General features: G+C 62.8%; 13 protein-coding genes. 5 read left to right on the plus strand and 8 right to left on the minus strand.

Annotated elements, in window-relative coordinates; genetic code table 11:
* The first annotated feature begins 99 nt into the window (after positions 1-99).
* Together LPB73_RS24930 and LPB73_RS24935 are read left to right on the plus strand one after the other, a co-directional pair.
* Positions 100-708: an NAD(P)-dependent oxidoreductase gene (locus LPB73_RS24930; RefSeq protein ID WP_231078560.1), complete on the plus strand. Its 609-nt coding sequence runs from the start codon at positions 100-102 to the stop codon at positions 706-708.
* Between the two features lie 109 nt (positions 709-817).
* Positions 818-1,885: an MBL fold metallo-hydrolase gene (locus LPB73_RS24935; protein ID WP_231078561.1), complete on the plus strand. Its 1,068-nt coding sequence runs from the start codon at positions 818-820 to the stop codon at positions 1,883-1,885.
* 190 nt (positions 1,886-2,075) lie between these two features.
* Here the strand turns inward: LPB73_RS24935 and LPB73_RS24940 are convergent, their stop codons facing one another.
* Entirely contained in the window at positions 2,076-2,789 is a 714-nt protein-coding gene (locus LPB73_RS24940) for an SIMPL domain-containing protein (protein WP_231078562.1), read from the minus strand.
* 66 nt (positions 2,790-2,855) lie between these two features.
* Positions 2,856-3,590, minus strand: a complete 735-nt coding sequence (locus LPB73_RS24945; protein ID WP_231078563.1) for a GyrI-like domain-containing protein — start codon at positions 3,588-3,590, stop codon at positions 2,856-2,858.
* A 193-nt stretch (positions 3,591-3,783) separates the two neighbouring features.
* Here LPB73_RS24945 and dapF point away from each other — a divergent pair, with 193 nt between their 5' ends.
* Positions 3,784-4,656 (plus strand): diaminopimelate epimerase, encoded by an 873-nt coding sequence (dapF, locus tag LPB73_RS24950; protein WP_093757906.1) that lies wholly within the window; start codon positions 3,784-3,786, stop codon positions 4,654-4,656.
* A gap of 3 nt (positions 4,657-4,659) precedes the next feature.
* On the opposite strand, the gene LPB73_RS24955 is transcribed toward dapF, so the two are convergent.
* Positions 4,660-5,295: an RluA family pseudouridine synthase gene (locus LPB73_RS24955; RefSeq protein ID WP_231081246.1), complete on the minus strand. Its 636-nt coding sequence runs from the start codon at positions 5,293-5,295 to the stop codon at positions 4,660-4,662.
* Between the two features lie 163 nt (positions 5,296-5,458).
* On the opposite strand from LPB73_RS24955, the gene ftsY reads away from it, so the two are divergent.
* Together ftsY and LPB73_RS24965 are read left to right on the plus strand one after the other, a co-directional pair.
* Complete coding sequence (gene ftsY / locus LPB73_RS24960; RefSeq protein ID WP_231078564.1) at positions 5,459-6,403, plus strand: signal recognition particle-docking protein FtsY; 945 nt, start codon at positions 5,459-5,461, stop codon at positions 6,401-6,403.
* A gap of 13 nt (positions 6,404-6,416) precedes the next feature.
* Positions 6,417-7,016, plus strand: a complete 600-nt coding sequence (locus tag LPB73_RS24965) for a septation protein A (protein ID WP_231081247.1) — start codon at positions 6,417-6,419, stop codon at positions 7,014-7,016.
* 167 nt (positions 7,017-7,183) lie between these two features.
* On the opposite strand, the gene LPB73_RS24970 is transcribed toward LPB73_RS24965, so the two are convergent.
* The 5 genes from LPB73_RS24970 to rbfA all read right to left on the minus strand — a co-directional run bounded on the left by LPB73_RS24970 (position 7,184) and on the right by rbfA (position 12,507).
* Positions 7,184-7,939 (minus strand): superoxide dismutase, encoded by a 756-nt coding sequence (locus tag LPB73_RS24970; RefSeq protein ID WP_231078565.1) that lies wholly within the window; start codon positions 7,937-7,939, stop codon positions 7,184-7,186.
* Between the two features lie 251 nt (positions 7,940-8,190).
* Positions 8,191-10,338, minus strand: a complete 2,148-nt coding sequence (gene pnp / locus LPB73_RS24975) for a polyribonucleotide nucleotidyltransferase (protein WP_089266441.1) — start codon at positions 10,336-10,338, stop codon at positions 8,191-8,193.
* 323 nt (positions 10,339-10,661) lie between these two features.
* Positions 10,662-10,931, minus strand: coding sequence for a 30S ribosomal protein S15 (rpsO, locus tag LPB73_RS24980; RefSeq protein ID WP_068734145.1), 270 nt, complete (start codon positions 10,929-10,931; stop codon positions 10,662-10,664).
* Between the two features lie 2 nt (positions 10,932-10,933).
* A complete protein-coding gene (gene truB, locus LPB73_RS24985) occupies positions 10,934-12,094 on the minus strand; it encodes a tRNA pseudouridine(55) synthase TruB (protein WP_093757901.1) in 1,161 nt (386 codons plus the stop codon).
* The gene (gene rbfA / locus LPB73_RS24990) at positions 12,091-12,507 is read right to left on the minus strand and encodes a 30S ribosome-binding factor RbfA (protein WP_068734171.1); all 417 of its coding nucleotides are present in this window, start codon (positions 12,505-12,507) and stop codon (positions 12,091-12,093) included. Before rbfA ends, truB begins: the two co-directional genes overlap by 4 nt.
* Between the last annotated feature and the right edge of the window lie 142 nt (positions 12,508-12,649).

Here is a 12,649-nt window from a genome sequence, read left to right on the forward strand (position 1 = left end):
GGTCTCCTCGGGGTAACCAGCTAACGCAAAAGTGCCTTCTTCACAGCTACTGCCGAAATGAATAGCAAGTTTCTATTGGTTACTACATGGAGATATCAAATGAAAATCGCCCTGATCGGCGCCACCGGCCGCGCCGGCTCGCAAATTGTCGCTGAACTGTCCCGCCGCGGTCATACCGTCACCGCCATCGCCCGCAACCCGGAGAAAGCCCCTGTTCTGGCCGGGGTGACGCCACTGAAGGCCGACGCCAACGATGCTGCCGGTCTCACTGCCGCCCTGAAGGGCCACGATGTCGCCGTCAGCGCGATCCATTTCCTCGTCAGCGACCCGCACAAGCTGATCGCGGCCGTGAAGGCGGCGGGCGTTCCGCGCTATCTGGTGGTCGGCGGCGCCGGCAGCCTCGAAGTCGCTCCCGGCCTGAAGCTGATCGAGACCCCGGGATTTCCGGCGGAATACCGGGCCGAGGCCGCGGTGGGCGGCCTGTTCCTCGACATCCTGCGCCACGACAAGGAGCTCGACTGGACCTTCCTGTCGCCCTCGGCCCTGTTCATCCCGGGCGAGCGCACCGGGACATTCCGGCTTGGCGGCGATCAACTGCTCGCCAACGACAAGGGCAGCAGCATTTCCTTTGAGGATTATGCCATCGCCATGGCCGACGAGATCGAGACGCCTGCGCATGCGCGCAAGCGGTTCACCGTCGGCTACTGAGCGAACAAAGGATCGGCGCGGGTTGCGGAATCCACTGACAAATTCCATGTGATGCGGGCTGCGCCTCGTTGGGCGCAGCCCGTCGTCCCACCGGATTTGATCCAGCTCCATGATTCTCACCCGCCGCCGCCTTCTGACGTCGCTGGGCGGTCTCGCCGCAGCCGCTGGGCTGTCGGCCTTCTGGGCTTCCCGCATGACCAATTATGACGGCCCCGTCTCCGATCACTTCGACGGCAAGATCTTCTTCGATCCCGACGGCGTGCCGCCCAAGTCACTCGGCGAAGTGCTGCGATGGCAATTCGGCGGCGGCCGTACGCGCGAGGTCTGGCCCGACTGGGTCGAGAACGAGTTTGCCGATACGCCGCCGGCCAAGGTCGAGGGTACGGGCGTTCGCTTTAGTTACGTGGGTCACGCGAGCTGGCTGATCCAGACCGCGGGAATCAACATCCTGTTCGACCCGGTGTGGTCCGACCGTGTCTCGCCATTCTCGTTCGCCGGCCCGAAGCGCCACACCGCACCCGGCATCGCGTTCGACAAGCTCCCCAAGATCGATGTCGTGCTGGTGTCGCACGGTCACTACGACCATCTCGATCTTCCGACCCTGTCGAAGCTATCAGCGAAATTTGCGCCGCGCGTGATCACGCCGCTTGGCAATGACGTCACGATGAAGAGCGCCAACAGCACGATCAAGGCCGAGGCCTATGACTGGACAGATCGCGTCGAGCTTGGCAACGGCCTCGCCGTCACGCTGGTGCCGACGCGGCACTGGACGGCGCGCGGCCTGTTCGACCGCAACAAGTCGCTGTGGGCGAGCTTCGTGCTGGAGACGCCGGCGGGCAAGATCTACATCGTCGGCGATAGCGGCTATGGCGACGGCCTGCACTTCCGCCGCGTGCGCGAAGCCCATGGTGCTATCAGACTCGCGATCCTGCCGATCGGTGCCTATGAGCCGCGCTGGTTCATGAAGGACCAGCACATGAATCCGGAAGACGCCGTGAAGGCCCTGAGCGATTGCGGCGCGCAGCAGGCGCTGGCCAGCCATCACAGCACATTCCAGCTCACCGATGAGGCGATTGACGGACCGGTGAAAGGATTGGCTGCCGCATGCAGCGCGGCAGAATTGCCGAGCGAGAAGTTTATGGCGCTGAAGCCGGGGCAGGTGGTGGAGATTTTTTAACGGGACGTGGAAGCGAGTATCACCGCTCTCTCCCCACGTCATGGCCGGGCAAAGCGCGAAGCGCGGCTTCGCTAGATGACCCGGCCATCCATCTTCCACATCCGCCGCCTTCGTAAGATGGATCCCCGGATCAAGTCCGGGGATGACAAACATTGGCAACGGAGCGGTGATGGCTAGATCATCACTACCATCACTGCGCCGGCTTGATTTCCCAGCTCACGCTGACATTCACGCGCAGCAATTCCTCGCCTTGCGCCACCGGAGCCGATGCCACGTCGGCGCCCATCTTGCGCAACATCATTGGCGCTGGCGCGCTGCCGGAGTCCTCGGAGATGCTGATCGGCGCGCCGAGCTTGACGCCGGCCGCCTTGGCGTAAATCTCCGCCTTGCGCCGCGCGTCAGCGACCGCTTCGCTGCGCGCGTCGTCGAGCAGTTGCGACGCCTTCGTCACCATGAAATTGATGCCGCCGACCTCATTGGCACCCGACGACACCAGCGCGTCGATCGTGCCGGCCACCTTGGTCACGTCGCGTACGCGGATGGTGACGCGGTTGCTGGCGCGATAGCCCGAGATGACATTGGGGCCAGGATTGGGATTGGGACGGGTCTGCTGCGCATATTGCGGAAACAGCGACAGCCGCGACGTCTGCATGTCCTTCTCGGCGATACCCGCGCTTTTCAGGGCCGCCAGCACCTTGGCCATCGCGGTATTGTTGGCCTCGGCGGCCTCGCGTGCCGTCTTGGCATCAGTCGTGACACCGCCATCGACGACAGCAAGATCCGGCGGCACCGAGACGGTGCCTTCGCCGGAGACGGAAATCACCGGCGGTGGATTGACCTGCGCGAGCGCAGGAGTGGCGATGAGCGCAATGGCCAGCGAAGCGAGAGCGAAATGATTTGTCATGCCCATTCTCTCGCGACCGTCCAAGGCTTCTTTATGACCAGAGGCTATGACCGAGCTACGGCTCGACTACTTGAGCGGCACATAGACATTGATGACCAGCTTGTCTTCCGCCGTCTTCAAGGGATCGGTCATGTATTCCTCGATGAACGTATCTTTCGCCTCTAACTTCTTGTCGTCGAGGTGATTGGTGATCGCCTCATAGGTGTTGTCCATATTGTCGTAGGAGCCGCGATGGACGAACTTCAGCGCCTTGCCATCCGGCGACAGGCCCATCTTCATCGCTTTCGGCAGGTTCTTCACCTCCTGATCGACCGGGATTTCCGCGAGGAAGGTGAAGCCGGTGTCATCGGTGGTCGTATAGACGATCATCGGATTGCCCGATGATTTGACGCCCTGTTTGTCGAGCACGGTGGTGATCTGCTTGAACGCATCCATCAGCGTGTCGAAGGCCGAATCCCAATTGGCCTTGCCGACGAACGTCACCATCTGCTTCGGCGACAGCGTGATTTCCTCGCCGAACGGATCAGCAACCTGGACCTGAGGCGCGGGTGGCGTTGCAGGGGCCTGCGCTGCGGCGGGCGGCGTTGCCGGCGCGGCAGAGGCCGGCGTCTCCGGCGTGGCGGGAGCGGGCGGAGCCGTTGCCGCCGGAGTTGGTGTCGCCGGCGCGGGCGGGGTGGTCGGGGTGCTTGCCGCTGGCGGCGTGGCAGGCGGAGATTGCGCCCAGGCCGCGGCATTCAGCGTCAGCGCGGCTGCCGGGATCAGCGCCGCAGTGGCGAGGCGGGACAGGCGAGAACGGGTCATTCGAAGGGTCTCCAGTGACATCCTGCGCGCAGCGTCCGGCAACATGCGCGATACGGCACCATGGTAACACGCAGCCGCGGCTTTCGTCCCCTCCCCAAATTGCGCAGGGCCATTCAAAACAACCGACACAGAATAGCCGCACTGGTCAATCGGGCCAGCCTCGCCATATAAGGCAGGGATAACGGGACACGACATGAGCGCACTGGCCAACCATTCCTTCGCCAAGATGAACGGCATCGGCAACGAGATCGTCGTGATCGACCTGCGCGATACGGCATCCGGTATCACGCCTGCCGACGCCCGCGCTGTGGCCACCCCCGAAGGCGTGCCCTATGACCAGTTGATGGTGCTGCAGAAGCCCCGGCTGGCCGGCACCGACGCCTTCGTCTCGATCTACAACAATGACGGCTCCGAAGCCGGCGCCTGCGGCAACGGCATGCGCTGCGTGGCGCGGCAGACCTTTGCCGGCGGTGATAAGACGGCACTCACATTCGAGACCAAGGCCGGCCTGATCAATTGCTGGCAAGGCCCGACGCCGGATCTCTACACGGTGGACATGGGCACGCCGAAGTTCGGCTGGCAGGACATTCCGCTGGCCGAGGAATTCCGTGACACCCGCGGCATCGAGCTGCAGATCGGCCCGATCGACGCGCCCATCCTGCACACCCCGTCAGTGGTCTCGATGGGCAACCCGCATGCGATCTTCTGGGTCGACGACATCCAGGCCTATGATCTCGAAAAGTTCGGGCCGCTGCTGGAAAACCACCCGATTTTCCCGGACCGCGCCAATATCACGCTGGCCCATATCGTCGATCGCGATCACATCGTGATGCGCACCTGGGAGCGCGGCGCCGGCTTGACGAAGGCCTGCGGCTCCGCGGCTTGCGCAACCGCTGTTGCCGCCGCCCGTCTCCGCCGGACCAACCGCACGGTGCATATGACGCTGCCCGGCGGTGAACTCACCATCGAATGGCGCGAGAGCGACGACCACGTGCTGATGACGGGGCCGGCCGCGTTTGAATATGAGGGCACGTTCGATCCGAAGCTGTTCGCTTCGGTCGCCTAAGCCCTACTCCCCGTTCCAGCCACACGCCTTGAGCCGCTCATGCAGATGCGGCGGGGCCGGTGCGACGACACGGATCGGGTCTTTATTGCGCGAAATCGGAATCACGATCTCCCGCGCATGCAGATGCAGTGTCGGCTCGCCGAAGCGTGGCCCGTTGCCGTAGATATTGTCGCCGACAATCGGAAATCCGGATGACGCAGAGTGCACGCGGAGCTGATGCGTGCGACCCGTCACCGGCTCGAGCGCCAGCCAACTCATGTCGCCGCCGCGGCCGAGCACGGTGAAATTCGAGACGGCCTTGAGACCCTCGGGATTCGGCTTCATCCACCAGCCCCGATCGGCATTGAGCCGCCCGAGCGGCATGTCGATGACGCCCGACTCCTCGGCGGGCCCGCCCTCGACCACCGCCCAATAGGTCTTGCGGATGCGGCTGTGCTTGAACAGCAGGCCCAGCGACGCTGTCGCTTTGCGGTGCCGGCCGAGCACCAGGCAGCCTGAGGTGTCGCGATCCAGCCGATGTGCCAGAACGGGTGCACGCGGCAGGCCATAGCGCAGGAATTCGAACGATGTTTCCAGATTGGCGCCGCCCTTGGGGCCGCGATGTACCGGCAGGCCAGCCGGCTTGTCGATCACCAGCATCAGGCCGTCACGGTGCAGCACCCGCGCCAGAATCTCGGCCTCGGTCAGCTCCACCGCATCGGTGCGGGGTTCCAGCCGGGGTTCGGCCTCCAAGCTTACGTCTTCGTCACTTTCGCTGGTCATACTTTGAATCATGGCGCGAAACGGCTAACACACCCCCGACATGAGCGACACTCCCGAAACGCCAAAACTGAGCTGGTGGCGACGGCTCTCCGGCGGGCTGAAGCGCACCTCAAGCGCCCTTGGCACCGCGGTCGCCGACCTCGTGACCAAGCGCAAGCTCGACCGCGCCATGCTCGAGGACATCGAGGACGTGCTGTTGCGCGCCGACCTGGGTACCGAAGTGGCGGCGCGGATTTCCGCCGCCGTCGGCCATGGCCGCTATGACAAGGCGATCTCCGCCGATGAGGTCAAAACCGTCGTAGCCACCGAGGTCGAGAAAGTGCTCTCGGCGGTCGCCAAGCCGTTGGTGATCGATACTTCGCACAAGCCGTTCGTGATCCTCGTGGTCGGCGTCAACGGTTCTGGCAAGACCACCACCATCGGCAAGCTGGCATCCACCTTCTCCGCCGAAGGCCGCAAGGTGATGCTCGCCGCCGGCGATACGTTTCGCGCGGCAGCCATCGAGCAGCTCAAGGTCTGGGGCGAACGCAACAAGGTGCCGGTCATCGCCGGCGCGCAGGGTTCGGATTCCGCGAGCCTCGCTTTCACCGCCGTCACCGCGGCTCGCGACGACAAACGCGACGTGCTGCTGATCGACACCGCCGGCCGCCTGCAGAACAAGACCGAACTGATGGTCGAGCTCGAGAAGGTCGTGCGCGTGATCAAGAAGGTCGATGCCACAGCGCCGCATGCGGTGCTGCTGGTGCTCGATGCCACAGTGGGACAAAACGCGCTGTCGCAAGTCGAAGCGTTTCATCGTACGGCTGGCGTCACCGGCCTTGTGATGACCAAGCTCGATGGCACCGCGCGCGGCGGCATCCTCGTGGCACTGTCGGAAAAGTACAAACTGCCGGTGCATTTCATCGGCGTTGGCGAAGGCATCGACGATCTCGCGCCATTCACCGCCAGGGATTTCGCGCAGGCGATTGCAGGAATTGAAAGCTGACATGACTGACGTGATCGACAAGAAGCAGCCGCACCCGCTATTCAAGCTCGCCACCGAGCTCGGCCCGCTGATCGTGTTTTTCGTCGCCAATGCCAAGTTCAACCTGTTCGTCGCCACCGGCGCCTTCATGGTGGCCATCGTTGCGGCGATGATCGCGTCCTATGTCGTGGTCAGGCATGTGCCGATCATGGCGCTTGTCACCGCCGTCATCGTGCTGGTGTTCGGCACGCTGACGCTGGTGCTGCATGACGAGACCTTCATCAAGGTCAAGCCGACCATCATCTATGGCCTGTTCGCAGCGATCCTCGGCGGCGGCCTGTTGTTCGGCCGCTCCTTCATCGCCATCATGTTCGACCAGATGTTCAATCTCACGCACGAAGGCTGGCGCGCGCTGACGAAGCGCTGGGCGCTGTTCTTCTTCGCCATGGCGCTTCTGAACGAAGCGATCTGGCGCACCCAGAGCACGGATTTCTGGGTGGCCTTCAAGGCATTCGGCGTGATCCCGCTGACCATGGCCTTCGCGGTGGCCCAGATGCCGCTGATCAAGCGCTACGGCATCGAGCCGGCCACGCTCGCGGAGAGCGCGGCGGACGAAGGCGATCTGAGGAAGTAGAAGCGGCTCTTACTTAACCTCGCCCCGCTTGCGGGGAGAGGTCGGGTTGCGAGCGCAGCGAGTAATCCGGGTGAGGGGGAGCCAGTGTTTCACTCGCTAGCTCCCCCTCACCCGTCGCGGACTTCGTCCGCGCCACCCTCTCCCCGCAAGCGGGGAGAAGGAAAACATCACACCGCCAGCGTGCCGGCCTTTGCCGCCGCATAGCGCTCGCCGACCTTGGTCCAGTTGACCGTATTCCACCACGCCTTGAGATAATCAGCGCGACGGTTCTGGTAGGTCAGATAATAAGCGTGCTCCCAGACGTCGTTGCCCATCAGCGCGCGCTTGCCGTCCATGATCGGATTGTCCTGATTCGGACGCGTCTCGATCGACAGCTTGCCGTCCTTGTCGACGATCACGAACACCCAGCCAGAACCGAACTGACGGCCGCCGGCGGCGTTGAAATCGGTCTGGAATTTCTCGAGGCCGCCGAGGTCGCGATCGATCGCCGCGAGCACATCGCCTTCCGGCTTGCCGCCATTCGGGCCCATGATCTGCCAGAACATGGTGTGGTTGGCATGGCCGCCGAGATTGTTGCGCACGCCGGTGCGGATCGCGTCAGGCACGCTGTTGAGATTGCCGAGCACCTCGACCAGCGGCTTCTCGCCGATCACCGGGGTATCCTTGGCAAAATTGTTCATGTTGGCAACGTAGGCGGCGTGATGCCTGTCGTGATGGATCTCCATCGTCTTGGCATCGATATGCGGTTCAAACGCCGTGACCGGATAGGTCAGCGGCGGCAGGATGAATGGCGCATTGCCGGCAGTAGGGGTGGCCGGCGCAGCCGCCTGGGCGAAAGCAAGACGGGGCGCGACGGCCGCGGCAGCGATGCCGGTCGCAGCGAGCATGAGATGGCGTCGGGACATCGATGCAGAGGTCGTCATGGGGCTTCTCCCTGAGAAATTTGCGGGGTCGTCGGACAGATACGCAACGCATCACTGCCAGTTTCATATGCGGGCATTGTGACGCAGCGGGACATAGCACATCACGTGTCGGAGAGACGTGTTCCTCTTTTCCCTCCCCCAAGCGCCATGCGCCGTGAGGAGGATATTTCGGGGTCCTCGCGAAACATCGCACAAACAAAAAGGGCGACCTTTCGGCCGCCCTTTCGCAACTCATCTCGCGTGAGCGAAAATTACTCCGCTGCAGTCGCGCCTTCGGCAGCCTTCTGCTTGGCTTCGAGATCTTCACCGGTCTCCTGATCGACAGCCTTCATCGACAAACGCGTCTTGCCGCGATCGTCGAAGCCGAGCAGCTTGACCTTGACCTTGTCGCCTTCCTTGACGACGTCGGAGGTCTTCTGCACGCGGCCGCCGGCGAGCTGGCTGATGTGAACCAGGCCGTCCTTGGCGCCGAAGAAGTTCACGAATGCACCGAACTCCATGACCTTGACCACGGTGCCTTCATAGATCGCGTTGAGCTCCGGATCCGAAGCGATCGACTTGATCCACTTGATCGCAGCCTTGATCGACTCACCATCCGACGAAGCCACCTTCACGGTGCCGTCGTCTTCGATATTGACCTTGGCGCCGGTCTTTTCGACGATCTCACGGATCACCTTGCCGCCGGTGCCGATCACTTCACGGATCTTGTCGGTGGCGATCTTGAAGGTCTCGATGCGCGGCGCGTATTCGCCGAGCTCGGCACGGGCGTTGTTGAGCGCCTTCGACATCTCACCGAGAATGTGAATGCGGCCTTCCTTGGCCTGGCCCAGAGCGACCTTCATGATCTCTTCGGTGATACCGGCGATCTTGATGTCCATCTGCAGCGAGGTGATGCCGGTATCGGTACCAGCCACCTTGAAGTCCATGTCGCCGAGGTGATCTTCATCACCCAGGATGTCCGACAGAACCGCGTAGCGTGCGCCTTCGAGAATCAGGCCCATGGCGATACCCGCCGTCGGACGCTTCATCGGAACGCCCGCATCCATCAGCGCCAGCGAAGCACCGCAAACCGATGCCATCGACGACGAACCGTTGGACTCGGTGATCTCCGACACCACGCGCACGGTGTACGGGAATTCGTGGTGACCCGGCAGAACCGGATGGATTGCGCGCCAGGCGAGCTTGCCGTGGCCGATTTCGCGACGCTTGGTGCCGCCCATACGACCGGTCTCGCCGACCGAGTAGGGAGGGAAGTTGTAGTGCAGCAGGAACGTCTCTTTGTACGTTCCCGACAGCGAGTCGATGTACTGCTCGTCTTCACCGGTGCCGAGCGTGGTCACGACCAGCGCCTGGGTTTCACCGCGGGTGAACAGCGCCGAACCGTGGGCGCGCGGCAGCACGCCGACTTCGGCGACGATCGGACGAACCGTGGTCAGGTCGCGGCCATCGATACGCTTCTTGGTGTCGAGGATGTTCCAGCGAACGATCTTCGATTCCAGTTCCTTGAACACGCCGGCGATGCGGAGCTTGTCGTATTTCGGCTCCTGACCTTCCGGGAAGTAGTGCGCCATCGCCTTCGCCTTGACGGCGCCGACGGCAGCGTAGCGATCCTGCTTCACAGGGATCGCATAGGCAGCGCGCAGCTCGGTTTCGACGAGACCGAGCATTTCCTTCTCGATTTCGCTGTCGTCGATGGTCTTGACCTCGCGCGGCTCCTTCGCGGCCTTCTCGGCGAGCTCGATGATCGCCTTGATGACCGGCTGGAAGTGGCGGTGACCGAACATCACGGCGCCGAGCATCACGTCTTCGTTGAGCTCCTTGGCTTCCGATTCCACCATCAGCACGGCATCGCCGGTGCCAGCGACGACGAGGTCGAGATTGGTGTCGGCCATTTCGTCGAGGGTCGGGTTGAGCACGTATTCATCATTGATGAAGCCGACGCGGGCTGCACCGATCGGGCCCTGGAACGGGGCGCCGGAAATCGTCAGCGCAGCCGAAGTGGCGACCAGCGCGAGAATGTCCGGATCGTTTTCCATGTCGTGCGACAGCACGGTGACGACGATCTGGGTTTCGTTGCGCCAGCCATCGACAAACAGCGGGCGGATCGGGCGATCGATCAGGCGGGAGACCAGCGTCTCCTTCTCGGTCGGGCGACCTTCGCGCTTGAAGTAGCCGCCGGGAATGCGGCCGGCTGCATAGGTCTTCTCGATGTAGTCGACGGTCAGCGGCAGGAAGTCGATGCCATCCTTGGCAGTCTTCGCGGCGACGACGGTGGCGATAACGACGGTCTCGCCATAGGTGGCGATGACGGCGCCGTCAGCCTGACGGGCAACCTTGCCGGTTTCCAGCTTGAGCGGACGACCGCCCCAATCGATCTCGACGGAGTGAACATTAAACATCTTAGGTTTCTTTCATGGGTTCACGGAGGACGTGACGGCCAAAAACACTGAAGTCCAAAACACAAAAGCCATGCGCAAGACGGCAAGAAGCTGTTCGCGATGTCGCGAAATCAGCGTCCGGCGATCCTGCCATGGCTCTGGTATTCTGAATGGCGTCCATCCTTCCGATGGTCGCGGGGATCTTTGGAGGATCGCGCCGCGCGACGGGCACCTTGCCCGTCATCGTCCAGTTGCCGGATTGCTTCTGAACGTTATCGCGAAAGCCGCACATGGCTTCCGCTACAAAAAACGCGCGCAAAGGGTTTTTGCGCGCGTGATTTCGCTTAGCGGCGAATGTTGTGCTTCTCGAGCAGCGCCTTGTAGCGCGCCTCGTCCTTGCGCTTGATGTAGTCAAGCAGCGAACGACGCGTGGAGACGAGCTTCAAAAGACCACGGCGGGAATGATTGTCCTTGGTGTGGGTCTTGAAGTGTCCGGTCAGGTTGGCAATGCGCTCGGAGAGGATCGCAACCTGGACTTCCGGCGAACCAGTGTCGCCGGTCTTGTTGGCATTGGTCTTGATGACTTCCGCTTTGCGTTCTGCGGTAATCGACATCGTCAGTTACTTTCTTTGCGGGCCGAACTGGCGGTCAGTCCGGTCAGGTTAAACACGCGCTTGGGGATGAGTTCGCCGTTGCCAACTTCAGCGAGGGCCAATAATCGCCCTGCCACCGTGACATAAACTGTGCCGCTACAATCGGGCGCATCCCGTCCGCGCAACAAAACGGCCTGGCCCCGATGGAGCCTTGCCGCATCCGCCCGTGTGACGGCCAGTGCCGGGATGTCGTCCAGCGCGGTCTCAACGGGCAGTAGCGCGTCGGCGAGGCTACCCTCGCCAGACGCGGCTCTATCGCACAAAGCCTCCAACTGTTCCAGCGGAATCATGTCGGCTTCGGCGAAAGGTCCGACCAGGGTACGCCGGAGCGCACTGATATGGCCGTAGCAGCCGAGTAAACGGCCGATATCGCGGGCCAGCGCACGCACGTAAGTGCCCTTGCCGCACTCCGCCTCGAACACGGCATGGTCGCTATCTGGCTGTTCTGTCAGGACTAATTCGTGAATCACAACCGGTCGGGGAACCAGCGGCACCACCTCGCCGTCGCGGGCGAGATCATAGGCGCGCTCGCCCTGGATCTTGATCGCCGAGTATTGCGGCGGGGTCTGCTCGATATTGCCGGTAAATTGCGGCAGCAGAGCCCGGATCTGGTCGGCCGTTGGCCTATTCGGGCTGGTGAAGGTCGCACGGCCCTCGGTGTCGTCGGTATCGCGTTCCTCGCCCCAGGCCACCGTGAAGCGATAGCGCTTGCGGCCGTCCATCACGAACGGAACCGTCTTGGTGGCTTCGCCGAGCGCGATCGGCAGACCGCCGGACGCCAACGGGTCGAGAGTACCGGCATGGCCGGCGCGCTTGGCCTGGAACAGGCGCTTGGCGATCGCGACGGCCTGGGTCGAGGTCATGCCGATCGGTTTGTCGAGGATCACCCAGCCATGAACGTCGCGCTTGTCGCGCCGGACCTGGCCCTGCTGACGCTGCTTGCCGCCCTGATGGCGGGGATCGTTATTGCCGCGATGGCCCTGATGCTGACGCTGATCATTGCCGCCGCGGTCACCTTGCTGACCGTGGTCGCCGTGCTGCACGGCCGGAGACAGGGTGGGCTCGCCATTGCCCGCTTCATCGAGGCGTGAATCGAGGGCGGCGGCTGGGGTCGTCACAGTCATTCGTTTTCGTCCGAGTCTGGTTTGAGGTCGCGCGCAACGGCAGGCGTGCGCAGGAGTTTGTCGATGCGCTCGGCTTCGTCGAAGCGCTCATCGATGCGGAAGCGAAGATCGGGGGCGTATTTGAGGTTCACGCGATACGCGACCTCGGTTCGCAGGAAGCTCTTGTTCGCCGCAAGCGCCTTCAGCACCGGTTCGGTGTTCTGGCCGCCGAGCGGCATCACATAGACGGTGGCGAGCTTGAGATCGGGCGACATCTTCACCTCGGGCACGGTGATGATGGTGGTCTGCAGAACGGGATCGTGGACCCCACCCTGCGACAGGATATCGGCAATCGCGTGGCGCATCAGCTCGCCAACGCGCAATTGACGCTGCGAGCCGCCCGGCGCGGCAGATTTTTGGTGATGCTTGGGCATCGGTTTCCCTACGAAAACAAAATTCGTCATGGCCGGGTTTGTCCCGGCCATCCACGACTGCTCTTTTGAAATTCAAAGACGTGGATGCCCGGCCATCTAGCGAAGCTAGCTTCGCGCAGGCCGGGCATGACGTCTCGTTTAA

Source organism: Tardiphaga sp. 37S4, assembly GCF_021044645.1.
GTDB classification, from domain to species: Bacteria; Pseudomonadota; Alphaproteobacteria; order Rhizobiales; family Xanthobacteraceae; genus Tardiphaga; species Tardiphaga robiniae.